This is a genomic window from Aeromicrobium sp. Root236 (assembly GCF_001428805.1).
Classification (GTDB): domain Bacteria; phylum Actinomycetota; class Actinomycetes; order Propionibacteriales; family Nocardioidaceae; genus Aeromicrobium.
Genome location: NZ_LMIS01000001.1, coordinates 1307489 through 1332575 on the forward strand (window position 1 = coordinate 1307489; position 25087 = coordinate 1332575).

General features: G+C 70.3%; 33 protein-coding genes and 1 pseudogene. 19 read left to right on the top strand and 15 right to left on the bottom strand.

Annotated elements, in window-relative coordinates; translation table 11 throughout:
• Positions 1 to 9: 9 nt before the first annotated feature.
• From rsgA to ykgO, 6 genes are all read left to right on the top strand, one after another.
• Positions 10 to 996 carry a ribosome small subunit-dependent GTPase A gene (gene rsgA, locus ASE12_RS06530; protein WP_056398456.1) on the top strand — a complete coding sequence of 329 codons (987 nt, stop codon included), beginning with the start codon at positions 10 to 12 and terminating at the stop codon, positions 994 to 996.
• 49 nt (positions 997 to 1045) lie between these two features.
• Complete coding sequence (locus ASE12_RS06535) at positions 1046 to 1957, top strand: inositol monophosphatase family protein (protein ID WP_056398458.1); 912 nt, start codon at positions 1046 to 1048, stop codon at positions 1955 to 1957.
• A 76-nt stretch (positions 1958 to 2033) separates the two neighbouring features.
• Positions 2034 to 2465 carry a CBS domain-containing protein gene (locus ASE12_RS06540; RefSeq protein ID WP_056398460.1) on the top strand — a complete coding sequence of 144 codons (432 nt, stop codon included), beginning with the start codon at positions 2034 to 2036 and terminating at the stop codon, positions 2463 to 2465.
• A gap of 156 nt (positions 2466 to 2621) precedes the next feature.
• On the top strand, positions 2622 to 3236 hold the full coding sequence (locus tag ASE12_RS06545) for a PadR family transcriptional regulator (RefSeq protein WP_056208275.1): 615 nt from the start codon (positions 2622 to 2624) through the stop codon (positions 3234 to 3236).
• Positions 3226 to 3636 (top strand): alternative ribosome rescue aminoacyl-tRNA hydrolase ArfB, encoded by a 411-nt coding sequence (gene arfB, locus ASE12_RS06550; protein ID WP_056398462.1) that lies wholly within the window; start codon positions 3226 to 3228, stop codon positions 3634 to 3636. Before ASE12_RS06545 ends, arfB begins: the two co-directional genes overlap by 11 nt.
• Before the next feature lie 59 nt (positions 3637 to 3695).
• Positions 3696 to 3818: a type B 50S ribosomal protein L36 gene (gene ykgO / locus ASE12_RS20205; RefSeq protein WP_149689133.1), complete on the top strand. Its 123-nt coding sequence runs from the start codon at positions 3696 to 3698 to the stop codon at positions 3816 to 3818.
• A 78-nt stretch (positions 3819 to 3896) separates the two neighbouring features.
• Here ykgO and ASE12_RS20755 read toward each other — a convergent pair.
• A pseudogene (locus ASE12_RS20755) lies at positions 3897 to 4763 on the bottom strand (GNAT family N-acetyltransferase); the annotation flags it as partial.
• 29 nt (positions 4764 to 4792) lie between these two features.
• Between ASE12_RS20755 and ASE12_RS06560 the strand changes: the two are divergent.
• Together ASE12_RS06560 and ASE12_RS06565 are read left to right on the top strand one after the other, a co-directional pair.
• On the top strand, positions 4793 to 5212 hold the full coding sequence (locus tag ASE12_RS06560; RefSeq protein WP_157412835.1) for a hypothetical protein: 420 nt from the start codon (positions 4793 to 4795) through the stop codon (positions 5210 to 5212).
• Positions 5213 to 5233: 21 nt separating this feature from the next.
• Complete coding sequence (locus tag ASE12_RS06565; RefSeq protein ID WP_056398473.1) at positions 5234 to 6841, top strand: Na+/H+ antiporter; 1608 nt, start codon at positions 5234 to 5236, stop codon at positions 6839 to 6841.
• Between the two features lies 1 nt (position 6842).
• Here the strand turns inward: ASE12_RS06565 and ASE12_RS06570 are convergent, their stop codons facing one another.
• A complete protein-coding gene (locus tag ASE12_RS06570; RefSeq protein ID WP_056398477.1) occupies positions 6843 to 7169 on the bottom strand; it encodes a nuclear transport factor 2 family protein in 327 nt (108 codons plus the stop codon).
• Positions 7170 to 7263: 94 nt separating this feature from the next.
• On the opposite strand from ASE12_RS06570, the gene ASE12_RS20005 reads away from it, so the two are divergent.
• Positions 7264 to 7440, top strand: a complete 177-nt coding sequence (locus ASE12_RS20005) for a hypothetical protein (protein ID WP_157412836.1) — start codon at positions 7264 to 7266, stop codon at positions 7438 to 7440.
• Here ASE12_RS20005 and ASE12_RS06575 read toward each other — a convergent pair.
• The gene (locus ASE12_RS06575) at positions 7437 to 7775 is read right to left on the bottom strand and encodes a UBP-type zinc finger domain-containing protein (RefSeq protein ID WP_056398480.1); all 339 of its coding nucleotides are present in this window, start codon (positions 7773 to 7775) and stop codon (positions 7437 to 7439) included. The genes ASE12_RS20005 and ASE12_RS06575 overlap by 4 nt on opposite strands.
• A gap of 19 nt (positions 7776 to 7794) precedes the next feature.
• Positions 7795 to 8736, bottom strand: coding sequence for an endonuclease/exonuclease/phosphatase family protein (locus ASE12_RS06580; RefSeq protein WP_056398483.1), 942 nt, complete (start codon positions 8734 to 8736; stop codon positions 7795 to 7797).
• A gap of 51 nt (positions 8737 to 8787) precedes the next feature.
• Between ASE12_RS06580 and ASE12_RS06585 the strand changes: the two genes are divergently transcribed.
• Positions 8788 to 9483, top strand: a complete 696-nt coding sequence (locus ASE12_RS06585; RefSeq protein ID WP_056398485.1) for a pyrimidine reductase family protein — start codon at positions 8788 to 8790, stop codon at positions 9481 to 9483.
• Between the two features lie 30 nt (positions 9484 to 9513).
• The gene (locus ASE12_RS06590; protein WP_056398486.1) at positions 9514 to 10020 is read left to right on the top strand and encodes a DoxX family protein; all 507 of its coding nucleotides are present in this window, start codon (positions 9514 to 9516) and stop codon (positions 10018 to 10020) included.
• Here ASE12_RS06590 and ASE12_RS06595 read toward each other — a convergent pair whose 3' ends face one another.
• Genes ASE12_RS06595 through ASE12_RS06605 form a run of 3 tightly spaced genes read right to left on the bottom strand, consistent with a single transcriptional unit; the run spans position 10021 to position 13156 of the window.
• Positions 10021 to 11697 carry an FAD-dependent oxidoreductase gene (locus ASE12_RS06595; RefSeq protein WP_056398488.1) on the bottom strand — a complete coding sequence of 559 codons (1677 nt, stop codon included), beginning with the start codon at positions 11695 to 11697 and terminating at the stop codon, positions 10021 to 10023.
• A 42-nt stretch (positions 11698 to 11739) separates the two neighbouring features.
• The gene (locus ASE12_RS06600; RefSeq protein WP_056398493.1) at positions 11740 to 12720 is read right to left on the bottom strand and encodes a zinc-binding alcohol dehydrogenase family protein; all 981 of its coding nucleotides are present in this window, start codon (positions 12718 to 12720) and stop codon (positions 11740 to 11742) included.
• Positions 12713 to 13156, bottom strand: coding sequence for a MarR family winged helix-turn-helix transcriptional regulator (locus ASE12_RS06605; protein WP_056398496.1), 444 nt, complete (start codon positions 13154 to 13156; stop codon positions 12713 to 12715). Before ASE12_RS06605 ends, ASE12_RS06600 begins: the two co-directional genes overlap by 8 nt.
• 95 nt (positions 13157 to 13251) lie before the next feature.
• Here ASE12_RS06605 and ASE12_RS20665 point away from each other — a divergent pair, with 95 nt between their 5' ends.
• Positions 13252 to 13374: a hypothetical protein gene (locus ASE12_RS20665; protein ID WP_255355461.1), complete on the top strand. Its 123-nt coding sequence runs from the start codon at positions 13252 to 13254 to the stop codon at positions 13372 to 13374.
• 72 nt (positions 13375 to 13446) lie between these two features.
• Complete coding sequence (locus ASE12_RS06610) at positions 13447 to 13818, top strand: hypothetical protein (RefSeq protein ID WP_157412837.1); 372 nt, start codon at positions 13447 to 13449, stop codon at positions 13816 to 13818.
• 4 nt (positions 13819 to 13822) lie between these two features.
• Here the strand turns inward: ASE12_RS06610 and ASE12_RS20340 are convergent, their stop codons facing one another.
• Positions 13823 to 14119 (bottom strand): hypothetical protein, encoded by a 297-nt coding sequence (locus ASE12_RS20340; protein ID WP_056398502.1) that lies wholly within the window; start codon positions 14117 to 14119, stop codon positions 13823 to 13825.
• Entirely contained in the window at positions 14116 to 14550 is a 435-nt protein-coding gene (locus tag ASE12_RS20345; protein WP_235508852.1) for a VOC family protein, read from the bottom strand. The genes ASE12_RS20340 and ASE12_RS20345 overlap by 4 nt, the downstream gene beginning before the upstream one ends.
• Before the next feature lie 134 nt (positions 14551 to 14684).
• Here ASE12_RS20345 and ASE12_RS06625 point away from each other — a divergent pair, with 134 nt between their 5' ends.
• A complete protein-coding gene (locus ASE12_RS06625) occupies positions 14685 to 15245 on the top strand; it encodes an ABATE domain-containing protein (RefSeq protein ID WP_056398508.1) in 561 nt (186 codons plus the stop codon).
• Here the strand turns inward: ASE12_RS06625 and ASE12_RS06630 are convergent.
• Positions 15242 to 16012, bottom strand: a complete 771-nt coding sequence (locus tag ASE12_RS06630; RefSeq protein WP_162255470.1) for a phosphatase PAP2 family protein — start codon at positions 16010 to 16012, stop codon at positions 15242 to 15244. The genes ASE12_RS06625 and ASE12_RS06630 overlap by 4 nt on opposite strands.
• Positions 16013 to 16128: 116 nt before the next feature.
• Here ASE12_RS06630 and ASE12_RS06635 point away from each other — a divergent pair, with 116 nt between their 5' ends.
• From ASE12_RS06635 to ASE12_RS06645, 3 genes are read left to right on the top strand one after another with little or no spacing between them, the layout of a single operon-like run.
• Entirely contained in the window at positions 16129 to 16836 is a 708-nt protein-coding gene (locus ASE12_RS06635) for a histidine phosphatase family protein (protein WP_056398511.1), read from the top strand.
• A gap of 10 nt (positions 16837 to 16846) precedes the next feature.
• On the top strand, positions 16847 to 17407 hold the full coding sequence (locus tag ASE12_RS06640) for a DUF3090 domain-containing protein (protein ID WP_056398515.1): 561 nt from the start codon (positions 16847 to 16849) through the stop codon (positions 17405 to 17407).
• Positions 17404 to 18174, top strand: coding sequence for an SCO1664 family protein (locus tag ASE12_RS06645; protein ID WP_200954976.1), 771 nt, complete (start codon positions 17404 to 17406; stop codon positions 18172 to 18174). The genes ASE12_RS06640 and ASE12_RS06645 overlap by 4 nt, the downstream gene beginning before the upstream one ends.
• Positions 18175 to 18218: 44 nt before the next feature.
• On the opposite strand, the gene ASE12_RS06650 is transcribed toward ASE12_RS06645, so the two are convergent.
• Complete coding sequence (locus ASE12_RS06650; RefSeq protein ID WP_056398518.1) at positions 18219 to 18824, bottom strand: glyoxalase; 606 nt, start codon at positions 18822 to 18824, stop codon at positions 18219 to 18221.
• A gap of 158 nt (positions 18825 to 18982) precedes the next feature.
• On the opposite strand from ASE12_RS06650, the gene ASE12_RS06655 reads away from it, so the two are divergent.
• A complete protein-coding gene (locus ASE12_RS06655; RefSeq protein WP_056398520.1) occupies positions 18983 to 19906 on the top strand; it encodes an ABC transporter ATP-binding protein in 924 nt (307 codons plus the stop codon).
• Positions 19903 to 20718 carry an ABC transporter permease gene (locus ASE12_RS06660; protein WP_056398522.1) on the top strand — a complete coding sequence of 272 codons (816 nt, stop codon included), beginning with the start codon at positions 19903 to 19905 and terminating at the stop codon, positions 20716 to 20718. Before ASE12_RS06655 ends, ASE12_RS06660 begins: the two co-directional genes overlap by 4 nt.
• A 55-nt stretch (positions 20719 to 20773) precedes the next feature.
• On the opposite strand, the gene ASE12_RS06665 is transcribed toward ASE12_RS06660, so the two are convergent.
• Genes ASE12_RS06665 through ASE12_RS06680 form a run of 4 tightly spaced genes read right to left on the bottom strand, consistent with a single transcriptional unit; the run spans position 20774 to position 25056 of the window.
• A complete protein-coding gene (locus ASE12_RS06665) occupies positions 20774 to 21886 on the bottom strand; it encodes an SMP-30/gluconolactonase/LRE family protein (RefSeq protein WP_056398525.1) in 1113 nt (370 codons plus the stop codon).
• Complete coding sequence (locus tag ASE12_RS06670; RefSeq protein WP_082582126.1) at positions 21886 to 23394, bottom strand: NAD(P)/FAD-dependent oxidoreductase; 1509 nt, start codon at positions 23392 to 23394, stop codon at positions 21886 to 21888. The genes ASE12_RS06665 and ASE12_RS06670 overlap by 1 nt, the downstream gene beginning before the upstream one ends.
• Before the next feature lie 37 nt (positions 23395 to 23431).
• Positions 23432 to 24376 (bottom strand): carbohydrate kinase family protein, encoded by a 945-nt coding sequence (locus tag ASE12_RS06675; RefSeq protein ID WP_235508853.1) that lies wholly within the window; start codon positions 24374 to 24376, stop codon positions 23432 to 23434.
• Positions 24373 to 25056: a class II aldolase/adducin family protein gene (locus ASE12_RS06680; protein WP_056398528.1), complete on the bottom strand. Its 684-nt coding sequence runs from the start codon at positions 25054 to 25056 to the stop codon at positions 24373 to 24375. The genes ASE12_RS06675 and ASE12_RS06680 overlap by 4 nt, the downstream gene beginning before the upstream one ends.
• Positions 25057 to 25087: the final 31 nt, after the last annotated feature.

Consider the following 25087-nt stretch of genomic DNA (forward strand, 5'->3'; position numbering starts at 1 on the left):
CGCCGTGACATGAGGGAGCAGGACGAGCACGCGCAGTTCGAGCGGCCGCGCCGGCACACCAAGCCGCGCACCAAGATCCGCCCCAACTACGACGACGCCGACACCGCGCGGGTCGTGACGATCGACCGCGGCCGCTACACCGTCACCCTCGACGATGACGGCAGGACCGTGACCGCGATGAAGTCGCGCAACCTCGGCCGCAAGGGTGTCGTGGTGGGCGACGAGGTCCGGGTCGTCGGTGACGTCAGTGGCGCCGACGGCTCGCTCGCCCGCATCGTCGAGGTCACCCCGCGCCGCACCGTCCTGCGGCGCACCGCCGACGACGACGACCCGATCGAGCGCATCATCGTCGCCAACGCCGACCAGCTCGTGATCGTCGCCGCCCTCGCCGATCCGCCGCCGCGAGCGGGCCTGATCGACCGCTGCCTCGTCGCGGCGTTCGACGCCGGCATGGAGCCGTTGGTCTGCCTGACCAAGTCCGACCTCGGCTCCCCCGACGAGATCGTGGCGATGTTCGAGCCCCTGGGCGTACGCGTGGTCGTCACCCGCCGCGACGGCGACCTCGACGGCATCCGTGATGCGCTGCGCGACCGGGTCAGCGTGCTCGTCGGGCACAGCGGCGTGGGCAAGTCGACTTTGGTGAACGCCCTGGTGCCGGACGCCAACCGCTCGGTGAGCTACGTCAACGCCGTGACCGGCCGCGGCCGTCACACCTCGACGTCCGCGATCAGCCTCGAGCTGCCGTTCGGCGGCTGGATCATCGACACCCCCGGCATCCGGTCGTTCGGACTCGCGCACGTCGAAGTCGACGACCTGATCAAGGCGTTCCCCGACCTCCAGGACGTCACCCGTGACTGTCCCCGTGGCTGCCTGCACTCGGCGACCGAGCCCGAGTGCGCCCTCGATCTCGCGGTCGCCGACGGGACCCTGGCACCCGAACGCGTCGAGTCGTTCCGCCGCATCCTCGCGAGCATGAACCAGAAGGACGACTACTAGGCGCATGCCGGACACGGTTTTCGGGTGTGAAAGCCGTACTCTGAGGGCCATGGCTCACTCGTACAACGACGATCTGCGCCTCGCTCACGTGCTCGCCGACAACGCCGACAACCTCTCGATGGACCGCTTCGGCGCGATCGATCTGCAGGTCGACACCAAGCCGGACATGACCTACGTGACCGAGTCCGACGAGGCTGTCGAAGCCGCGATCCGGCGCACCCTCAAGTCGGCGCGCACGCGCGACATCGTGCTCGGCGAGGAGAACGGCGAGGTCGAGGGCACGTCCGGACCCGGCGGCCGCCGCTGGATCATCGACCCGATCGACGGCACCTCCAACTTCGTCCGTGGCGTGCCGGTCTGGGCGACGCTGATCGCGCTCGAGGAGGACGGCGAGATCGTCGCCGGCTGCGTCTCGGCACCCGCTCTGGGCCGTCGCTGGTGGGCCAGCAAGGGCACCGGCGCCTACACCGGCAAGTCGCTCATGGCATCACGCGAGATCCGGGTCTCGCAGGTCTCCGACCTCGACAGCGCCTCGGTCTCCTACGCCTCGTTGGGCGGCTGGGACGCGATCGGCAAGGGCGACGCGTTCGCCGCCCTGCTCCGGCGCTGCTGGCGCACCCGCGCCTACGGCGACTTCTGGTCCTACATGCTCCTCGCCGAAGGAGCCGTCGACATCGCCGCCGAGCCCGAGCTCAAGGTGTGGGACATGGCCGCGCTCGACATCGTCGTCCGCGAGGCCGGCGGGACGTTCACGAGCCTCGCGGGGCAGCCCGGACCGTGGGGCGACAACGCGCTCGCGACCAACGGCAGGCTCCACGACTCCGCGATGGCCTACCTCGGGCACTTCCCCGACCAAGGGCCGCCCGACCAGTCGTGGACCGACGAGCCCGAGCCCGAGCCGGAGCCCGACAACGTACGCAGCTTCGACTTCACCCGCGAGCACGTCGAGGACGCGCCCTGACCGTGGCGACAGAATCTCGCCCTCAGGAGCGAACCGGGGCTACGCTGCGAAGAACGACCTGAGGAGTGTGTCCCGTATGCGCGTGAGCGATGTCCTGGCTTCCAAGGGAAGCGATGCTGTCTACACCATCACCCCCGACTCCACGGTCCAGCAGCTGCTGGACCAGCTCGCCGAGCTCAACGTCGGCGCGCTGATCGTGAGTGACGACGGCAAGGCCATGCTCGGGATCGTGTCCGAGCGTGACATCGTGCGCAAGCTCCGTACGGTCGAGAACCCGCGCAACATGCCGGTCTCGGAGATCATGACGACCGACGTCCAGCTGTGTGGGCCCGACGACTCGTTCGGCGACCTCATGTCGGTCATGACCGAGCACCGCGTCCGGCACATCCCGGTGATCGCCGACGACGTCATCGTCGGCGTCGTCAGCATCGGCGACGCGGTCAAGTACCGCATGGAGCAGCTCGAGTTCGAGCGCGACCAGCTCAACAACTACGTCGCCGGCGGCTGATCCGAGCCCCAGCGCCTGCCCGGTCCCCCTTCGGAGGCCGGGCATTTTCGCGTTCCCGGAAACCGGTGCTTGCATTCGATCGGTTAGCGATATATCGTTTAGATATCGACAACCGATCGGTGGTCGATCGAGAGCAAGAGAAAGTGGGACACCCCCATGCGAAGCAATGACTTCTCAGAACAGCGCCGCCCGGCAGATCGCCGCCGCGGCAGGAACCACCCCGAGCGCGACTTCGGTCGTGACTTCGGACCCGGCTTCGGCCGCGAGTTCGGCTTCGGCCCCGGCTTCGGCGGTCCCGGCCGCCCCCGTGGTCGCCGACGTGGCGGACGAGGCGGCGACGTCCGCGCCGCCGCGCTCCTGCTACTCAGCGAGCAGCCGCAGCACGGCTACCAGCTGATCCAGGAGATCGGCGAACGGTCGAACGGCAGCTGGACCCCCAGCCCCGGCTCGATCTATCCCGTGCTCCAGCAGCTCGAGGACGAAGGACTCATCACGTTCGAGCGCGTCGAGGGTCGCAAGACCGCGACGCTGACCGACGAGGGCACCGCGTACGTCGAGGAGAACCGTGAGCAGCTCGGCACGCCGTGGGAGGACGCCAAGGGCGACCCCGCCCACGACCTGCGCGACTTCGCGCACGGCCTCAAGGGATTCATCAACGCCTGGAAGCAGGTCGCGCAGGCCGGCACACCCGAGCAGCGCGAGAAGGCCCAGGCCGTGGTCGACGACGCCCGGAAGGCCATGTACCGCATACTTGCGGACGATGAGTCATAACGGACGCCTGTCCCTGCCCGAGAGCGAGATGACCTGGCGGTTCTCTCGGTCGTCGGGCGCCGGCGGCCAGCACGTCAACACGACCGACACCCGCGTCGAGCTGATCTGGTCGCTCACCGACACCACCGCGCTCTCCCCCGCCCAGAAGGAGCTCGCCGCCCAGCGGCTGAGCAACCGGCTGGTCGGCGGGACGATCACGGTGGTGTCGTCGCAGTACCGCTCGCAGCACCGCAACCGCGAGGCCGCCCGCGTACGCCTGGAGGACCTCGTCTCCCAGGCGATCGTGCCGCCCAAGCCGCGCCGGGCCACGCGTCCGAGCCGCGCCTCCAAGGAGCGCCGGCTCGACGCCAAGAAGCGCCGGAGCTCGATCAAGCAGGGCCGTTCGGGATCGTGGGAATAGCCGCTACCTGACAATCGTTGTCATGTGTGCGTGATGCTCACGCCACGAAAGGATCAGACATGAAGGTCCGCAACTCGCTCAGGTCCCTCAAGGACCAGCCCGGCTCGCAGGTCGTACGCCGCCGCGGCCGCACGTTCGTCATCAACAAGAACAACCCCCGCCTCAAGGCCCGCCAGGGCTAGGCAGCAACCGGACGGCGCCCTCCTCGGAGGGCGCCGTTCGTACGTCTGGAGGTCCAGACGCCAGGTCTGGAACTCCGCGACCACCCGCATGCCGAGTCGCTCGTAGAGCCCCAGCGCCCCCGTGAGGCCCGAGGTGGCGAGCTCGCCGGTGGCGCAGCCACGATCGCGGCCCGCCGCGAACGCCTGCGCCAGGAGCTCCTGGGCGATCCCCTCACCGCGACGATCCGCTCGCACCGCGAGCTGCGGTATCCACGTCGTCCTGCCGCTGTCGTGCACGATCGCGGCGCCCACGACCTCGGCGCCGGCCTTCGCGACCCGGAAGTGCAACGGGTCGGCGCCCTCCCGGTCGAGCATCAGGACGCGCCAGTCGTCGTACGAGCGCCGGATGCGACCCTCCCACTCCTCGAATGCATCCTCGATGACCGCGTGCACCGCCCGGGCGTCGGCCTCCTCGAACGGGCCGATCGTGACGTCCGGCGGCAGGTCGCGGTGCGCGAGCTCGGTGCCGGGGTCCATGCGCAGGACCCAGTCCCGATAGGCCCTTTCGTACCCGCGACCGGTCAGCAGCGTCGCGGCCGCATCGTCCGAGGCCGCGGTCTGCTGCTCGCCGTACGCCAGCCCGCGCGTCCGCGCCCGGTGCTCGACCCACTCCGCCAAAGCTGTGCCGAGTCCCATGCCGACGTGCGACGGCAGCACGTCGACGACCAGGTGGTGGCGGTCGTCGACCAGCGCGCCGGCGATCAGGACCTCACCCTCGAACACGGCGAGCGAGTCGACGTCGAGGTCGATGCCCGGCGTCGACCACATGCCCACGACGTCGGCCTCGTCGATGAACGTCTCGCCGACGAAGTGCCGTTCGTACGTGCCGATCAGGTCGGCCGCCGCGGCAGCATCGGACATGGCCAGGGGACGGGTCGTGAGGCCTTCGGGAAACATGCCGTCCATTCAATCAATCACGGCCTACGCTGACCGGCATGACTGTTCGCGGCGTCCGGATCATGCTCGTCGTCGCCATCGTGATCGACGTCGCCTATTGGAGCATCTGGTTCACCCATCGCTCGTGGATCGAGAGCGACACCTCCCAGGCGTACGTCGAGTTCGAGAACGCCTTCCCGCTGGCGGACGCGTGGCTGGGCCTGACCTGTGTGCTCGCCCTCATGGCGCTCAACCGCCGCTCCCCCACGGCGCTGCTCTGGCTCATCGCCGCGGGCTCGGCCGGCATGTACCTGTTCGGCATGGACGTCCTGTACGACCTCGAGAACGGCATCTACACGGAGGGCGCGGGCGGCATCATCGAGGCCGCCATCAACCTCATCACGCTGGCGTTCTCGGTCACCGCCCTGCGCTGGGCCTGGGCCCGCCGCGACGCGCTGCTTTCGGGCGCAGCGGTCTGACCGATCTGGAACGATGGTGCCGTGCTCGAGCCCCTCGTCGTGGTCCTGGTCGCGATCCTCGTCCTCGGCGCGCTGTGCCGCCGCTTCGGCCTGGTCGAGCCACCGATCCTGCTGCTCGGCGGCCTCGCCATCGGCCTCGTCCCGCACGTCAAGGACGTCGAGCTCGCGCCTGAGCTGATCCTCACGATCGTCCTGCCCGCCCTGCTCTACTGGGAGGCGCTCACGACGTCGTTGCGCGAGGTGCGCGCCAACCTGCGGGTCATCGTGCTGCTGGCCGTGGGGCTCGTGCTGTTCACGACACCGGTCGTCGCCTGGGCGCTGCACGAGTTCAACGACACCGACTGGCCGACGGCGTTCATCATCGGCGCGGTGCTGGCGCCGACCGACGCCGCGGCGGTGGCTGCGATCGCCTACATGCTGCCCCGTCGCTTCATGACGATGCTCCGCGCCGAGAGCCTCATCAACGACGGGACCGCCCTCGTGCTGGTCGCCGCGGCCGTCGACGTCGCCGTCGGCGGAGAGCGGGTGCACTGGGGCAGCATCTGGCTCGACCTCGTCCTCTCGTACGCCGGCGGCATCGCGATCGGCGTCGCCGTGGCGGGGATCGTGATCCTCGTACGCCGCTACCTCCACGACCCCATGCTGGGCACGGTGCTGAGCGTCGCGACGCCGTTCATCGCATTCCTGCCGGCGGAGGAGCTCCACGTGTCGGGCGTCCTCGCGGTGGTGGTCTGCGGCCTCACCGTGGCGCGCTACGCCCCGCGGCTCATCTCGGCCGAGAGCAGGCTGCGGACCTACTCGTTCTGGGGCCTCACGTCCTACCTGCTCAACGCCGCGCTGTTCGTGCTCGTCGGCATCGAGCTGCCCAAGGCCACCGAGGCGCTGGAGTCCCACACCCTGCGCGACGGCATCCTGGCGGTGGCCGTCGCGACCCTTGCAGTCGTGCTGAGCCGGGTCGTCTGGTCCTACACCGCCACGTTCCTGATCCGCACGATCGACCGGCGCCCGTCGCAGCGTGCCCGCCGGGTCGACAACCGGCGTCGCGTGCCGACGATGTGGGCCGGCGTACGCGGCGGCATCTCGCTCGCCGCAGCGCTGGCCGTGCCGCTGAGGACCGACGCAGGTCAACCGTTCCTCGAGCGCGACTTCATCATCTTCGTGACCGGCGGCACGGTGCTGCTGACGCTCGTCGTGCAGGGCATGACGCTGCCGCGCGTCATCCGCTGGGCCCGCTACGACCCCGACGACGCGGCCGCGCGCGAGCACGACCTGGCCCGTCACGCGTTGATCGCCGTCTCGCTGGACCGGCTCGACGAGGCCTCTGCGGAGACGCCGCACCAGCAGAAGGTGATCGACAACATCCGCCACTCCCTCGAGAAGCAGCGTGCGACGGTCCCGGCGCCCGACGACGAGGGGCGCGCCGCCACCGTGCGCGACTTCCTCGACTTCGAGACGGACCTGCGGCTCGACCTGATCGGCGCCCAGCGCGACGCCCTCACGACGCTGCGCGACGAGCAGCAGATCGACGGCGCGATCTACCTGCGCCTCGAGTCCGTGCTCGACAGCGAGGAGCGCAGCCTGCGACTGACGCGCGACGCCCGCGACGGCGGCCTGCGCGGCCCGGAGTGACTCAGCCCGCGATGACGACGCGGGAGATCCGGTCGCCATCGAGGGTGAACGTCATCGAGCCGCCGCCGTTGTAGCCGTCGCCGGTCACCTGGATCGACACGACGTACGACCCGTCGCGCTGATTGACGTCGAGCACGTCGATGTGGCTCGAGACACCCATGTTGTCGGTCTCGTTCCAGCCCGCGATCGCGTCCTTGCCGGCGTACACGTGGCCCCAGTCGTCGAGCACGGCGTCGTCGGCGAACGCGGCGAGGAACCGGTCGCGGTCATTGGTGTTGGTCGCCGCGAAGAAGTCGGCCACCGCCTGCGGGAGCGAGTCGCTCGTCATGGGATCTCCGTCCGTACGTCTGCAGGCTCATCGTGCCAGCGATTGGGCCGGACTGTCGCGGGTACGCCCTGGTCACGCGTCCCAAGGAGGAAGCATGAGCGTTGCCCCACCCGAACCCGCCCAGGAGCCGACCGGACCCGGTGAGGACGAGCCGAGCAAGCCCTCGCAACCCGATCTGCCGGACCCGGCGTTCCCCGAGGTGCTGCCGGGCGGCGACCCAGGCCCTGGCGGCGCGCCGGAGCCCGAGCCGGAGACCGAGCCGACCGACTAGTTGAGCTGCGAACGCCAGTCGACCGGGACGGCACCTGCCGGTCCCGGCACCGGCTGGTCAGCCGGATGGTGGTGCGGCGGTGCGAGCTCAGGGCCGTCCAGCGCCTCCTCGGTGCGGAAGTCCCAGAACCAGTCCTCGCCCGGCTCGTACGACTGCATGACCGGGTGACCCGTCTCCTGGAAGTGCTTCGTGCCGTGCTGCATCGGCGAGGTGTCGCAGCAGCCGACGTGGCCGCACGCGGCACAGCGGCGCAGGTGCACCCACCAGCCGCCGGCCTCGAGGCACTCCGCACACCCGTCGCCCGACGGGGGCTGCGAGACGTTGATGGCTTCCATGTCACCAGCCTATGACGACTCAGTCGAGGTGGAACTCGACCCACAGCGGGAAGTGGTCCGAGATGCGCCACGACAGCTCGTTCTTGCTCAGCCCCGTGAACACGTGCGGCACGAAGTCGACCGACCCGGCGCTGGCATAGCTCAGGCCCGTGAGGATGTCGGCCAGCACGGGACTGTCGGTGTCCCAGAACCACGCGATCTGGTCGTAGAAGTGCTTCGACTTGTCGTCGTCGAAGATCGTCCGTGGCACCGCGCTGAGGTCGCCGGGCGTGAACAGCCCTGTCGAGATGAACGCCTGGTAGAGCGGGTCGTCCAACCGGTCGATGTTGAAGTCGCCGAGCACCAGCAGGTTCTGGTTCCAGTCGTCCGTACGATCGGCCCATGCGCGCATCCACGCCGCGAACGCCGACAGCTCCGGCACCCGGGCGGCCGCGTTCTTGCCCCAGATGATGTGCACCGTGGTGAGGATGAACTCGACGCCACGCGTCGTGAAGCTCGCCGCGTACGGCGACCGGGCGAACTGCGTCGCGGACTTGTCGACGGCATCGGGCAGCACGATCTCGCCCACGAGGCCCGACGGCTGGACGCGCGCGGAGTCGTACAGGAACGTCAGGCGCTCACCGTTGCCGGCGTCGCCCTCGGTCACGTCCGACGTGATGAACCGCCACGACAGGCCCAGTCGCTCCATCAGGAACCGCAGCGCCGTCGTGCTCCGCCGCACCTCCTGCACCGCGAAGACGTCGAAGTGGGAGACGATCTCGGCGATCATTGCCACCGATCGCCAGTCACGCTTGGGCGAGTCCTTGGGCCCCGCGCTCCACTTCGGCGTCAGGTCGCCGAACGCGCGGAGGTTCCAGCTGCCGATCAGCAGGTTGGCGCCCGTCCGGTCCGGCACCGTCGCGCGTACGGCCTTGCGGAGGCCGGCGATCTCCTTGGTGATCGCGGCAGGGACCGGGCTCATGTCTCATGACAGCACAAGCGACGGGCGGCCGGGGGCGTTTAGGGTTCAGGCATGACCCTCGACGCCGATGAGCTCGAACGCCTCTACGCCTATCCGGCCGGCGACCGGCCCTGGGTGCGGACGAACTTCGTCACGACCCTCGACGGGGCGGCGACCGGCCAGGACGGCACCTCCGGCACGCTCGGCGGAGAGGCCGACACCCAGGTGTTCGGGCTGCTCCGCTCGCTCGCCGACGTCATCGTGGTCGGCGCCGGCACCGCGCGCGACGAGGCCTATGCCGACTTCGACGTCGACACCGGCCTGCGCGCGCGACTCGGCCTGTCACCCGTCCCCACGATGGTCCTGGTGAGCCGCAGTCTCGGCATCCCGCCGGCGCTCGTACGTCCCGGCATCGCGGTCGTGACGACGGCCGACGCTGACTCCGGCGCAGTCGCGGCGCTGCGCGAGACCGTCGAGGTCATCCAGGCCGGGGACGGCGAGATCGACTGGACCGCGGTCCTCACCGAGTTCGCCTCCCGGGGCTGGAACCGGGTGCTGTGCGAGGGCGGCCCCAGCCTGCACGGCGAGCTGGTCCAGCTCGACCTCGTCGACGAGCTGTGCCTGACGATCGCCCCGATCCTCGCCGCCGGCGACGCGCCACGCATCGCGCACGGCCACGACCTGGTGCACCACGACATGACCCTCGGCCATGCGATCGAGGCCGACGGCGGCCTGCTGACCAGGTGGGTCCGCGTCCGCCACCCGTAGGCTGTCCGTCGCACGTACCCAAGGAGTCCGATGAACGAGCTCGACACCGCGTCCCTGATCCTCCGGCTCGCGATTGGCGTCACGCTCATGGCGCACGGCTGGAACCACGGCTTCGGCCCCGGCGGCCTCAAGGGCACCGCCGGCTGGTTCGAGAGCATCGGCCTGCGCCCCGCCAAGGTGCACGCCGCCGTGAGCTCCTACCTCGAGCTGGCGGCGGGCGCCGCGCTGCTCGTCGGCTTCCTCGTGCCATTCGCCGCGGCAGCGGGCGTCGGCATCATGACCGTGGCGTTCATGACGGTGCACCGCAAGAACGGGTTCTTCATCTTCCGCGAGGGCGAGGGCTACGAGTACGTCATGACGATCGCGTTCGCGCTGACCGCCCTGGCGGTGCTCGGCGGCGGACAGGCCTCGCTCGACCACGCCCTGGACCTCGACCTCGACGGCGTCGCGATCGGCCTCGGCGCCGCGGCTGCGGGCATCCTCGGCGCCGCCGGCATGCTCGTCACGAGCTGGCGACCGTCCCGTACGTCCGACTGATCAGCTCACCGGCGCCGTCGGGGCGAGGTGCCCGTGCACCTGCGACACCGACGCCGCGCCCTCGCCGCTCGCCGAGGCGACGCGCTTCATCGAGCCCGACCTGACGTCGCCGGCGGCGAAGATGCCCGGTGCCGTCGTCTCCAGCGGCGCGGGCGGGCGGCCGTTGACCCAGCGATCCATGGGGATCTCGCGGCCCGTGAGGACGAAGCCGCGGTCATCCTGGACCACCTCGGGCGGCAGCCAGCTGCACCCCGGGTCAGCGCCCAGCAGCAGGAACAGCCCGTCGGCCGACAGCCGGTCGATGACCCCGTCGGAGGTCTCGAGGCAGATCCACTCCAGCCGGCCCTCACCGCCACCGTCGACGACGTGGGCACCGGTGCGCAGTGAGATCCGCTTGTGCGTCGCGATCTCGTTGATGAGGTAGGCCGACATGGTTTCCTCGAGGCTCTGCCGGCGCACGACGATCGTGACGCTGTTGGCGAAGCGGGCGAGGTGCAGCGCGGCCTGACCGGCCGAGTTGCCGCCGCCGACGATGTAGACGTCGCGGCCCTGCATGTCTCGCGCCACGCTGGTCGCGGCGCCGTAGTGCACGCCGCGGCCCTCGAGCTCCTCGAGCGAGGGCACCCCGAGCCGCCGGTAGGTCACGCCGCAGGCCACGAGCACCGTACGGGCGCGCAGCGTGCCGCCGTCGAAGTCGACCTCGTGCACGTCCCCGACGCGCAGGGCGGTGACCGCGCGGCCGGTGTAGAGCCGCGCACCGAAGCGAGTCGCCTGCACCCGGGCCCGCAGCGCCAGACGCATGCCGGAGACGCCGCGCGGGAAGCCGAGGTAGTTGCGGATCATCGAGCTCGTGCCGGCCTGACCGCCGATCGCGTCCGACTCCAGCACGACGGTGCTGAGCCCCTCGGACGCGCCGTACACGGCCGCCGCCAGCCCGGCCGGGCCACCACCGACGATCAGCAGGTCGGCTACGAAGTCATCCCCGAGCTCGGTCGGCGTGCCGTAGAACGCCGCGGCGACCGAGCGTTCCGTCGCACCGTTCACCAGTCCACGGCTGAACGTCTCGACGATCGGCAGCACCGCCTCGCCGTCGACCGACGCGATCAGCTGCCGCCCCTCGTCGGTGTCGGGATGCAGGCGCTCGTACGCGATGCCCATGCGGTCGAGGAAGTCACGGATCGCCGGCACCGCCGTCTGTGTGCCGTCGTCGACGATGCGCACGCCGGCGACCACCGGCGCCGTGGACGACCAGCTCCAGTCCGAGAGGTACTCCGAGATCGCGGTGTGGAACTCCTCGTCGCGCGCGCCCTGCGGGATGATCAGGTAGGTGTCGAGGCGGCCCTGACCCAACGCCGGCCGGAGCTCGTCCAACGCCTCGGCGAAGCCCGACACCGGCACCAGCGCGACCCGCCGGCTGGCCGGCGAGGCCACGCGAAGCTTGTCGAGCATCGGCAGCGCGCCGCCCTCGAGGGAGTGGTCGACCGCGATCAGCGCGATCTGCCGCCCCTCGGACATCAGGTAGTGCTTCAGCTCGTACGCCTCGGCGCCGCCCTGGACGACATGGAGGTCGTAGTCGCGGGCGTAGCGGCTGGCGAACTCGTCGGCCAGGATCGCGTGGTGCTCGGGCGAGGCGGCGACCACGAGGATCACGGGGTTGCCGGGGGTGGACTCCGTCATGGGCGTGAAACTACCCGACCGGCCGAACTCGCGGCGCCGCGGTCAGACCGTCACGACGAGCTTGCCGCTGCCGTGCCCGTGCTCGAGGGCGCGGTGCGCGTCGACGATCTCGTCGAAGGCGTACGCCCGGTCGAGCGGGACCTGGGCCCGTCCCGCGGCGACCACGTCGAGGTAGTCCTGCAGGACCCCAGCCGGCAGGTCACCCGCCTCACCCGAGTAGGCCGTGAGCCGCACACCCTGCGGCAGGTAGCCGATCGGGTAGAAGTCACGGACGATCCACTCGTTCGACAGCATCCCCGTGAAGCACACGACGCCGTGCACCCGGACGCACCGCAGCGTGTCGGGCAGCGTCGGCGTGCCGACGAGCTCGAGCGCCGTGTCGACTCCGGCCGGTGCGATCGCACGCACCTGCGCGGAGACATCGCCGTCGTCGACGAGGACGTGGTCGACGCCGATCGCGGTCAACGACGCCGCTCGGGCCGGGTCGCGAGTCGTCGCGAACACCGTCATGCCGCGCTGCTTGGCCAGGATCGCCGTCGCCATCCCGACCGACGAGGTGCCGCCCCGAATCAGGATGCTCTGGCCGGGCTGCGCGTCGAGCCCGACGGTCAGCGAGCCGTACGCCGTCTGGAGCATCTCGGGCACCGCACCCAGCGTCGCCCACTCGAGCCCGCTGCTGAATGCGATCACGTGCTCGGCCCGCACGCAGGTGTACTCCGCATAGCCGCCATCGATCTGCCGGCCCATGCCGCCCATCATCGTCACGACCTGCTGGCCCGGCTCGAACTCGCCTCCGGGACAGGCGGCCACGACGCCGGTGGCCTCGATGCCGATGACCCGTGGGAACGTGACGCCCTCGGCCAGGCCGAGGCGGGTGTGCAGCTCTGAGCGGTTGAGACCGAACGCCTTGACCTCGATGAGGACCCAGCCGGGCTGCGGGGTCGGCACCGGCAGGTCACGGATCACCAGCGCTTCGGGCGGTCCCGGCGCGTCCAGGACGACCGCGCGCATCGTCTCAGTCATCGTCGCCCGCCTTGGCAGTCGCGGCTCGCAACGTGGCGAGGATGGATGCCAGCTGCTCGCGCTCGCCCGCGGGGATCAACGACCCCAAGCGGATCTGGAGCTCGTCCTCGTACGTCACCGTGGCCTTGGACAGCAGTCGTTTTCCGGCCGGGGTGATCTCGATGATCGAGGACCTGCGGTCGTACGGGTTGGCCGTGCGGCGCACGTGGCCGGCCGCCTCGAGACGATCGACGAGCTTGCTGGTGCCGCCGACCGAGATGACCATCTCCTCGGCGATGTCGAACACCCGGCAGCCCTGCCGGCTCGCGATGATCTGCAGCGGCTCGAAGTGGCTGAGCTGCAGGTCGTGATCGGCTCGAAGCCTCGCGTCGACGGCGTTCCAGAGCCCGATCTGATAGCGGACGAGGTCGGTGAAGACCGTGTCGAGATCGGTCATGCAGCCGTACCAACATTCCACGTAAGTATATTCCTTGGAAGCATGTTTGCTACGCTAGCACATACATTCCATGGAATCTATTGTGGGAGGCACCCATGAACCGACGCAGGCTTGCTGATCTCGCCTTCGGCGCGGCACACCTCGACGTGTGCACCGCCCTGGCGCACCAGGAGTCCCAGGCACCGGACGATTCGGTCCAGGAGCAGGACGACCGATAGGCTGTCTGCCGAGCGTTGCCCCGGCGAACCACTCCCACGAGCCCAGGCACCCAGCACCAGGAGCACTTTCCCATGCGGATGAACAAGACCCACAAGGTCGCCATGACCGCCGTCGTGACCACGATCGCGACCGCGACCGTGTTGACCTTCACCCGCAGCGACACTGCGGCCGCCGATCGCATCGCCACGGTGCCGAAGGCCGGCAACGACGCCCCGATCGTCGCCCGCCGCGATCCGGCCCCGAAGCCCAAGCCCAAGCCGAGCCCCGACAAGACGACTCCGTCACCCGAGGCCACGGACCCGGCCACCCAGGCGCCCAAGCCCGTCGCGAAGCCCAAGCCGACCAAGACGACCGCCAAGCCGTCGCCCACGACGCAGCCCACGCCGTCGCCGACGCCCACTCCTCGCAAGAAGAGCCTGCTCGAGTTCCTGCTGGGCCTCTAGCCGCTCAGCGGGTCAGAAGCGGCGTCATGTACGCCGCGTACCACCGTGGCCAGTCGCCATCCTTCGCGCCGGTCTCTGCCTCGTGCGCCGCGTGGGCGGCCGCGGCCTGCTCCAGCGCAGTCCTGAGCACCTCGGCGTCGAGGCCGTGCTCCGCCAGCGCATCAGCCATGTGCGCGGCGTACCAGCTGGACCACTCCTCGTCGTAGACGCCGCCCAGCTCCTCGGCCTCGTGCACACCGTGCGCTGCCGCAGCTCGTTCGAGCGCGTCCAGCACGATCGTCTCGGTCAGCATGCTGCTCATCGCCCCGGCGCCCGGGTCTTGACCTCTTGGACGACCCACTCGTTGCCGTCAGGGTCGCTGAAGGCGGCGAACGAGCCGTAGTCCGCCCGGTCGGGATGGGGCCCCGGCACGCGGCTCTCGGTCCCGGCGTGGTGGAAGACGCCACCACCGTCGTGGAAGATCTCGGCCTCGATGCCCCGGCCAGCGAGCTCGTCACGCGCCGCTTCGATGTCGGACACGATCAGGTGCAGGCCACGGACCGATCCCGGCTCTGCCGACGTGAGGCGGTCACCGAAGATGACCGAGGCCTCGGACCCCGGCGGGGTGAACTGGACGACTCGCAAGCCGTCCTCCGCGGAGAAGTCGGCGTCCTCGCGCCAACCCAGCGATGCGTAGAACTCCTTGGCGCGGTCCACGTCCGAGACGGGTACGACCACCACTTCGAGCTTCATGTCCATGATTCCTGCTCCTTGCCTCTCTGGCGGATTCCGTCCGTCACCGGTCTGACTGGTTACGACTTTGGCACGCCGTGCGTCACCGGTCAAGCCGGTTTGGTGTTCCTTGCGTCACCTGTCAGACTGGTGACATGGACCATGCATTCCCGTGCGGCAACATCTCGCTGGACTTCGTCGGCTCGCTCCGTGCACGCCGCGACGAGTCACCGATCGAGATGCTGACCTCCCCTGCCCGGCTGGACTCCTGGTTCGCCGAGTCCGGCATCGTCGACGCGCCCACCACGTCACGGCCGGCCGACGTCACGGCAGCGATGGCACTGCGGGAGGCGATCTATGACCTCGTGAGCGCGCGCATGGCCGGCAAGACGTACGCCAAGGCTGCTCTCGAGGTCGTCAACGACGCGGCGCGCAAGCCGTCGGTCGTGCCGCAGCTGACCCGCGGCGGTCGTCGCACCGAGGCCACCCCGGCGCAGGCGCTGTCGACCGTGGCGCGCGACGCCATTGCGATCCTCGGCGGCCCGGATGCCGCCTTGCTCAAGGAGTGCTCGCGCCCGGGGTGCACCCAGACCTACCTCGACACCTCACGCGGTGGCCGCCGCGAGTGGTGCGCGATGGAGACCTGCGGCAACAAGATGAAGGCCGCCGCCTACCGCGCCCGCAAGCGCGACGAGCGGCTCGCCACCGCACGCTAGGCGCGTACGGCCGCGGGCCGCGGCGGCCGGAACACCACCATCGCGACCGCGAGGAGCGCCAGGCCCACGATGCCGTCGAGCCAGTAGTGGTTGCCGGTCACCACGACCACCAGCAGGATCAGCACGGCGTAGAGCGGCGCGAGCCAGCGCCACGGCGTGCGCAGGCACAGGACGACCGTGAACGCGATGAGCGCCGCCCACGCGACGTGCATCGACGGCATCGCGGCGAGCTGGTTGGTGAATCCGGTGCCGGGCTTCCCCGCGTACGTGCTCTGGCCGAACTCGAGCCCCGTGTCGGCCATGCCGAAGCCCGGCTCGAGGCGCGGCGGTGAGAGCGGATAGAGGATGTGCCCCACCAGCGCGAGGCCGGTCGTCAGGATCAGGACGTTGCGGAACCAGCGATAGACATCGGGCCGCCGGACGTACAGCAGGCCGAGCGTGCAGAACATCGCCGGGAAGTGCACGTAGCGATAGATCCCGTTGACGAGGCGGATCGCAGTGTCGGAGTGGAGCACCCAGTCCTGCAGACGCGCCTCGCTGGGCAGCCGCAACGTGCGTTCCAACGACCAGACGTCGTCGGCGTGGGCGCGGGCGACGTGCTCGGAGCCCTCGAACACGTGACGGCACAGCAGGTAGAACAGCCAGAGCCCCACGATCAGCGCAATCTGGCCCGCGGTGACGAGCACGCCATGCGCCCGACGCGGCTGCGGGACGTCAGCCGGCGCCGCCAGTCCCGGCCCACCGGACGACGGACCCAGCCACTTCACTCGCGCGCATCCCTTCACCCGGCAGTCAGCGCCAGCCTATCCATGCGCCCGGACGGAGCTCGCGGACGTCTGGCAGCGGCCCACCGCCTCACGCTCGACCCTCTACGCTCGGTGGCATGGCCACAGTCATCCTGGTGCGGCACGGGCGTACGACCGCGAATGCCAGCGGAGTGCTGGCCGGCCGCACTGCCGGCGTCGAGCTCGACGCGGTCGGCATCGACCAGTCCGTACGCACGGGCGAACGGCTGAGCACGTTGCCGCTGGTCGCGGTCGTCTCCAGCCCCTTGGAGCGCTGCCGCCAGACGGCGGACGCGATCATGAAGCACCAGACCGGCGCCCCCACGGAATCGGTCGACGAGGCGATCACCGAGTGCGACTACGGCGACTGGCAGGGCCGCGCGCTCGCGGACCTGTCCAAGGAGGACCTCTGGTCGGTCGTGCAGACGCAGCCATCCGCCGCGGTGTTCCCCGGTGGCGAGTCGCTCGGGGCCATGCAGTCCCGCGCTGTCGCGGCCATCCGCCGGCACGACGCGGCGATCGAGGCCGAGCACGGCCCCGGCGCGGTGTGGGCGGCGGTCAGTCACGGCGACATCATCAAGTCGATCCTCGCCGACGCCCTCGGCATGCACCTCGACCTGTTCCAGCGCCTCAACGTCAACCCGGCATCGGTGTCGGTCGTACGCTTCGGGGCTGCCCGTCCCGACGTCGTCACCATCAACTCCGACAGCGGCGACCTCGCATGGCTCGCCGCGAAGCCCGCAACGGACGATGCCACGGTCGGTGGCGGAGCAGGCCCTGAGGACTCGCCTCGGGCTCGCTCCTAACATTGGCTACATGCCACCCATCGTCCACGGATTCGACTGGCCCGATCGGTTCGTGATCGGGACCGTCGGGGAGCCCGGGTCGCGTACGTTCTTCATGCAGGCCCGCGCGGGCTCGCGGATGGTCAGCGTCTCGCTCGAGAAGGACCAGTCCGCAGCCCTCGCCGAGCGCGTGGAGGAGGTCCTCGACGAGCTCATGGCGACGGACGGCAACCCCTACAGCGTGCCGGCGCTGACCCCTGAGGGCCTCGTCGACAACGAGCCGCTGGAGCAGCCGATCGAGGAGCAGTTCCGCGCCGGCGTCATGAGCCTCGGCTGGGACCCCACCACCGCCCAGATCGTCATCGAGGCGTTCCCCATCATCGAGGTCGACGTCGACGAGCTCGAGGACGTCGAGGTCATCGAGGTCGAGCCGGAGGAGGCGTTCCTCGTACGCATCCCGGTCGGCACGGCCCGCGCGTTCGCCAAGCGGACCCGGGAGGTCGTCGGCGCCGGCCGGCCGATCTGCCCGTTGTGCCGGCTGCCCATGGACTCCGACGACCACATCTGCGAGCTGCCCGACGGGTTCCGGTGACGATCGCGGCCGAGCTCGTCGAGGGCGACCTCGAGCTGTCGAGCCGGATCCTGTCGGCCTCCAACGCCACGTTCCTCGCGAGCATCGGCGACGTCAGCGTCGTCTACAAGCCGATCGCCGGCGAGCGTCCGCTGTGGGACTTCCCCGACGGCAACCTCGCGCACCGTGAGGTCGCGGCCTACGCCGTGTCGGAGGCGTTCGGCTGGAACATCGCACCGCCCACCTGGCTCCGCGACGGCCCGCTCGGCCCTGGGATGGTGCAGCTGTGGCAGGACACCGACCCTGCGCAGGAGGCCGTCACGCTCGTCGCGACCGACGGCATGCCCGAGCAGGGCTGGTGCCACGTGTTCGACGGCCTCGACGAGCGCGACCGGCCGGTGTCGCTGATCCACGAGGACTCCGCCGCGCTGCGCCGCATGGCGGTGTTCGACATCGTCGTCAACAACGCCGACCGCAAGGGCGGCCACGTCCTCGAGATGGCCGACGGCCGCCGGCACGGCGTCGACCACGGCCTCACGTTCCACACCGACCACAAGCTGCGCACGGTGCTGTGGGGCTGGCTCGGCCAGGACCTCACGGCCGAGGAGCTCGACGGCGTCACGCGCGTACGCTCAGCGCTGACCGGCGACCTCGGCGAGACGCTCGCGGCGCTCCTCACCGATGCCGAGATCGCCGTGCTCGCCGGCCGCTGTGACGCCCTGCTGCGCAAGGGCCAGTTCCCCGCCCCCCGCGGTGACATGCCCGCGATCCCCTGGCCGCCGTTCTGACGCGAGCTCCTCGAGCAGGGCGCGGGCCCGTCCCGGGTGGCACATCAGCGAGCCGCTTCCCAGGTGAACCCGTCGGGGTCGGTGAACGATCCGGCGTCGCCGCCGATCGCGAACCGGTGTGAGCCCGACCCCGCAGTCGGCACCCCGGCGTCCTTGGCCAGCGCAGCGCGCCCGTAGAGCGCGAGCTTGATCGGGGCGGTCTCCAGCTCGACGTACTTGCTGCCGTAGCTCTTGCCGACGCTCAGGCCCTTGTCGACGTAGAACTGCTTGGTCGCCTTGACGTCGTCGACACCGAGCAGGAGCACGACGTCGTCGATGTCGCGCGTGGCCGGGCCGGAGTCCTTCTTGGACGACGACGCGATCTTCCAGATCGTCCCGTCGGGTGCCTGCACGACACCGCCGTAGCCCCAGAAGGACTTGGCGGGTGCCTTGAGCACCGAGGCACCGGCTGCGACGGCGGCGTCGGCCAGCGCGTTGGCGTTGGCGGGCTGGGACACCAGCAGGGACATCGTGAATCCCCGGAACCCGTCGGTCGGCGCGTCTGACGCGCGCAGCTGCACGCGGGAGCCGAGCCCGAAGGCGGTGTCGTAGAACGTGGCGGCGGCCGTGGGATCGGCCACCTCGAGCGTGATGTTGTCGATGGTTGTCATGCGAATCACGCTAGGTGCGCACGCCCGTCGGGCGCTTCTCGATTCCTGATCGTCTGCGACTCAGGGCACCCCTCAGGGTGACCTCAGGGGTGCGTGGGGGCTGCGAGTCGCGGTTTCCCCGATGTGCCGGAGGGCCCCTCGCACCGACAGTTGACCCCATGATCACAGTCGATTCCCTCACCAAGACGTACGGCGGCTTCACGGCCGTCGACGACGTCACGTTCACCGCCCGGCCCGGCCGGGTCACGGGCTTCCTCGGCCCCAACGGCGCCGGCAAGTCCACCACGATGCGCGTCATGGTCGGCCTCACGCCCGCCACCTCGGGCCACGTCACCGTCTGCGGCCGCCAGTTCCGCGACCTGCCCAACCCGGGCCTCGAGGTCGGCGTCCTGCTCGACGCGTCGGCCCAGCACGCCGGCCGTACGGGCCGCGAGATCCTCACCGTCGCCCAGCGCACGATGGGCCTGCCCAAGTCGCGCGTCGACGAGATGATCGACCTGGTCAGCCTCACCCCGAGCGAGGCGGATCGCCGGGTGCGCGACTACTCCCTCGGCATGCGCCAGCGGCTCGGCATCGCCACCGCGCTGCTCGGCCAGCCCGAGGTCCTGATCCTCGACGAGCCCGCCAACGGTCTCGACCCCGCCGGCATCCGCTGGATGCGCGACCTGCTCCGCGGCTACGCCAACCAGGGCGCGACCGTCCTGCTGTCGTCGCACCTGCTGCACGAGATCGAGGTCGTCGCGGACGACCTGGTCGTCATCGGCAACGGTCGGATCGTCGCCCAGGGCGCCAAGTCCGACCTGCTCGCCACCGCGGGCACCCTCGTGCGTACGCCCGACGTCACGGCTCTCGCGCAGGCGTTGACCGTCAGCGGCGTGCCGTTCTCCAAGAGCGCGGCGACCGGCGGCGACGACGTCCTCCGGGTCGAGGCCGACACCGACGTCGTCGGCCGCGTCGCCCTCGAGGCACGCGTCCTGCTCCTCGAGCTGCGCCCCGCCGAGGGCGCCGGGCTCGAGGAGATGTTCCTCGAGCTCACCTCAGACACCCAGCGCGAGACCGTCACCGAAGGAGCAGCAGCATGAGCACGATCACCGCCGCGACCCCCGGCACCGCCACCGTCGCGCAGGCCGAACGACGTGAACCGGCACCCATCCCGTTCACGCGACTCCTGTCCGTCGAGCTCCGCAAGTGCTTCAACACGCGGGCCGGCTTCTGGTTGATGGCCAGCATCGGCATCGCCTCCCTGCTGGCCACCATCGCGGTGCTGCTGTGGGCCCCGGACTCCGAGCTCACCTACTCGACGTTCGCCACGGCGATCGGCTTCCCGATGGCGATCATCCTGCCGATGGTCGCGGTGCTGTCGGTGACCAGCGAGTGGAGCCAGCGCAGCGGGCTCACCTCGTTCACGCTCGTGCCCAACCGCAGCAAGGTCATCGCGGCCAAGGCCGGCGTGACCGTCGGCATCAGCGTCGTGTCGATGCTGCTGGCCATGGCGATCGGCGTGGTCGGCACCCTTGTCGGCTCGGCGATCCTCGGCATCAGCCCCGTGTGGGACGCCGGCTTCGTCGACCTGGCGAACATCGTGCTCGCCCAGGTCCTGGGCATGCTCGTCGGCTTCATGCTCGGTGTCGTGATCCGCAGCTCATCGGCAGCGATCGTCGCCTACTTCGTGTACTCGTTCGCCCTGACGGCGATCACCGAGGTGCTGGCGGCGACGCAGGACTGGTTCGCCAACCTGCAGCCGTGGGTCGACTTCAACTACGCCCAGGGCGCACTGTTCAACGGCTCGTTGAACGGTGAGCAGTGGGCCAACCTCGCCGTCACCGGTGTCGTCTGGCTCGTCGCACCCCTGGCGTTCGGTCTCTGGTCGTTGATGCGGTCCGAGGTCAAGTAGCCACCCGACGAAGCGCCCCTGACCATCGCGGTCAGGGGCGCTTCGACGTACGTCGTCAGGATCCGGCGCCGGCCGGGATGTAAATCTTGACCCCGGGCTCCCCCACGTTGACGTCGAGGATCGCGTGGTGCGCCGTCGCGCCGAGCGGCGCCTGGTTGGCGACCAGGATCCGGTTGCCCACGAACGTCGCGTTGGACGGCCCGTCGAACGCGATCGGCGAGCCGTTGTCGCCGAGCAGCGGGACCTTGGGGAAGCGCTCGACCTCCTTGCCCTTCCCGTCGAGCACGACGAGCTGCTGCATCAGGCCGGCGTTGCCGACGTAGATCCGGCCGGACTTGGCGAAGCTGAAGCCGTCCGGCAGCTCGGCGAGGCGACTCGTCCAGATCTTCGTCAGCGTGCCGGGGCGGCCCGTGCTGGTGATCGGCAGCTTGTAGAGCTTGCCCGACCCGACACTCAGCTCACCGAGCCCGAGCGACGTCTGCTGCATGACGTACAGCGCGTTGCGCTGCGGCGACAGGGCGATGCCGGCGGTGCCGAACTCCAGTCCGTCGAGCCGCTTGTCGGTGAACCAGGGCTTGGGCGTGCCGCCGCCTGGCGGGACGCGCCAGATGACCGCCTGTGCGAAGTCCGTGACGTACAGCTCGCCCTTGGGTCCCCAGACAGAGTAGTTGGGGACGCCGGCGTGGTCGATGAGGTTGGGGCTGCAGGCGGCACCGGCCGGGGCCTTGGAGCAGACCGGCAGGTCGGGCAGCTTGGCGTACGTCGTGAAGCTGCCGGTGCTGAGGTTGAGCCGCAGGATCCGGGACGTCGACTTCTCCAGCAGGACGAGGCGGCCCTTCGCGTCGCTGATCGAGACCTGCACGCCGTGCGACTCGGCGAGGTCCTGGCCGGGCACGGTCCACGTGCGCAGCAACCTGCCGCCTGCGGACCACTCGAAGACCTTGGAGCGGATCGAGTCGCCGAGCAGGTTGGAGTAGGTGCCGGCGTAGATCTTGCCGTTCGGGTGGGCGTAGACGTTGGCCGGATAGCCGGGACTGCCGACCTTGGCGAAGACACGGGTGTCCCACCGCGGCCGCGACGTCTCGGCCGAGACCTGGGGCGCCGCCACGGCGAGAGCGACCAGCGCGGCTGCCAGCCCGACCAGCAGGCGTCGTCTGACGGCCGGCATCAGAGCAGCTCCAGCACTTCGTGCGACGCCCGCTCGCCGGCGCGCACCGCCCCGTCCATGAAGCCGGCCCAGTACGTCGACGTCTCGGTGCCCGCCCAGTGCACGCGGCGGAACGGCGTGCGGATCGTGTCGCCGTACGCCGTCAGTGCTCCGGGCACCTGGACGGCGACCGGCCCGCCCGTCGACCACGGCTCGTGGGTCCAGTCGTGCTCGGTGTACTCGATCGGGTTGAGCGCCTCGGGCCCGAGCAGCTTCGCGAACCCCTCGAGGACCGCCTTGCGCCGCTCGGCGAGCGACAGGTTGCCGTACGTGTTCCAGTTGGAGCCGCCGACGAACGCCAGCATGACGCCGACCGACCCGTCCGCCGGGCTGTTGTCGAAGCAGACGCGGACCGCACCGCTGTCGGACAAGCCGTAGCCCGACAGGCCGTTGTCGCGCCAGAACGGCTTGGCGTAGACCGCGTCGCACTTCATCAGCGCGCCCATGGGCATCCGCTGCAGGAGCTGCCGCCGGCGGGGCGGGAGCTGCGGCGACCACTCGATGCCGAGCACCAGCGGCGGCGGGCACGCGACGATGACCCGCTTGGCCCGCACCGTGCCGCGGTCGCTCTTGACCGTCACGTATCCGGTGCTCTGGGTGATCTTGCGGACCGGGGCGTTGAGCGCGACGGCCTTGCCGAGCTTGGCGGCGAGCCGCAGCGGGACGATCTGGCTGCCGAGGACGAACCGCGAGTCCTGCGCGCCGCCGGCGGTGGCCGACGAACGCTCGAACGTCCCGACGTTCTGCTCGTTGCCGGCACCGGCGATGTACCAGAGGAAGAACAGCATCGAGACGTCGAGGCCGTCGGACCCGAACGTCGGCTGCAGGTAGCTGAGGAACAGCCGGCGCACCTGCGGCAGCACCGAGTTCTGCCGCAGCCACGTGTCGACCGAGATGCTGTCGAGCGTGTGCGCGTCCTTGCGGGTCCACGGCGCGTCGATCGGCGTCTCGGCGGCCATCGAGTCGATGCGCGCCTGCAGGATCGCCGCGTCGGCCAGGATCAGGATGTCCGGCGGCACCGTGCCGGTGAACTTCTTGGGCGGCTGACCGCTGGCGGAGTAGACGTTCTTGCCGGCGACGTACTCCTTGAACGTCGTCGCGCCGACCTCCTTGGCCAGCTTGAGGATGTGGTCCTGCGTCGGGCCCACGAACGCTCCACCGACCTCGATGACCGAGCCGCCCGACAACGTGTGGTTGAGGACGCGCCCGCCGACCCGGTCGCGCGCCTCGAGCACGAGCACGGACTTGCCGGCGGCCTTGACCTTGCGCGCCGCGACGAGCCCGGAGAGCCCGCCGCCGACCACCACGACGTCGACCGAGGTGGGCAACGTGCCCTCGGTTGTCGCGGCCTCCGCCCCTGATCCGAGCTTGATGCCCGACGCGGCGACCATGCCGCCGATCGTCAGCCCGCGGAGGACCGTGCGCCGGCTGGGCGCGCCCGCGCTGCTGGGAGTGATGTCGTCAGTCATGCGGTGGGCCTGTCTGCTCGGGAGTGAGGGGTGAGGGTCAGCTGGTGGCGAGCTCGCCGTGCGTGAGCTCGAGGGCTGCGGCGAGGTCGAAGTCGCCGTGATCGCTGCCGAGCCCGCCGGCGACGAGGCCGGCCGTGGCACAGCCGAGGGTCGCCGCCTCGACGGGCGTACGGCCGAGGGACAGCCCGCGAAGGAAGCCGGCGGAGAACGCGTCGCCGCAACCAGTCGTGTCGACGACCTCCACGGCGAAGGCCGGGACCCGGGTCTCCGACGCGCCGTCGACCACGAGGGCGCCGTCGGCACCGGCCGTCGCGGCGACGCAGCCGGCGCCGAGCTCGATCAGCTTGCGGCAGCCTTCGGCGAGATCAGTGGTGTCGGTGAATCCCAGGACCTGCTCGTCGTTGGGCAGCACGTAGTCGAGGTGCGGCAGCGCCGGCGCGATCCAGTCGAGCAGTCCTGGCTCGCCGGGCGCCAGGAAGTCGGCCGACGTGACGACGCCGTGCTCCTGCGCGAACGCGAGGATCTTGGCCGCTGCCTCGCCGCCCATGAACTCCGGGCCGCCGAGGTGCAGGTGGGTCGCCGACGCGATGGCGTCCCAGGGCGCGTCGTCCGGGCCGTACGTGCCGTTGGCACCAACGACGTGGAACGCCGGGCGGGAGCCGTCGGGGCGGATCGGCAGCACGCTGGACGAGGTCTGCTCGCCGTCACGGCGTACGAGGAGCGAGGTGTCGACACCGTCGCGCTGCAGCAGCGTCAGCAGGAGGTCGCCGATGGGGTCGGTGCCGATCGCGCCAGCGCTGTGGACCGTGGCTCCGAGCTTGGCCAGCGTGAGCGCCGTGCCGCCGGCCGAGCCTGCCGCCGTCATCTTGATCTGGTCGACCAGCTGGCCGCCCTGCCCCTCGGGGATCTCCTCGACGGGGCGGACCAGCACGTCGAGGACGTGCACGCCCATCGCGATCACGGTCATGTCGTTGTCGGTCATGCGGTGTCCTTGTCGTTGTCGTGGGCCGGGCGGCTGGTGCCGTAGCCGCGTTGGAGGGCTGCCTCGATGACGGCAGCCTGGGCGTCGCTGTCGAGGGCGCGCGGCGTGCCGATCGCCGCGGCGCGCCAGTAGACGGTGCACGCCCACTCGAGCAGGAGCGCGAGCTCGACCGCCTTGGCCAGATCGCCGGCGTGCGTGACGGCGCCGTGGTTGGCCATCAACGCGGCCGTACGCCCCTGCAGCGCGGCGTGCACGTGTACAGCGAGCTCAGGGGTGCCGAACGTGGCGTAGGGAGCGACGCGGACGTCGCCGCCGAGCAGCAGCATCTGGTAATGGACGCAGGGCAGCACGTCCACGACGCAGCCGACGGCCGTGGCCATCGGAGCATGCGTGTGCACGACGGCGCCGGCGGTGAAGTCGCGATAGATGCCGAGGTGGAGCTCGAGCTCGGAGGTCGGCGCCAGGTCCCCATGCACGACCTGGCCGGCGAGGTCGACGACCGAGACCTGCTCGGCCGTCATCGACTCGAACGCCGCACCCGTGGCGGTGATGGCAACGAGGTCGCCGACGCGGGCACTGACGTTGCCCGCCGTGCCGATGACGAGGCCGTCATCGGCGAGCCGGCGGCAGGCGGCGGCGATCTCGGCGCGCCGCTCGTCCACCTCCGGGGTGCTCTGCATCCGTGTAAGATACATGAAGATGAATTCATGT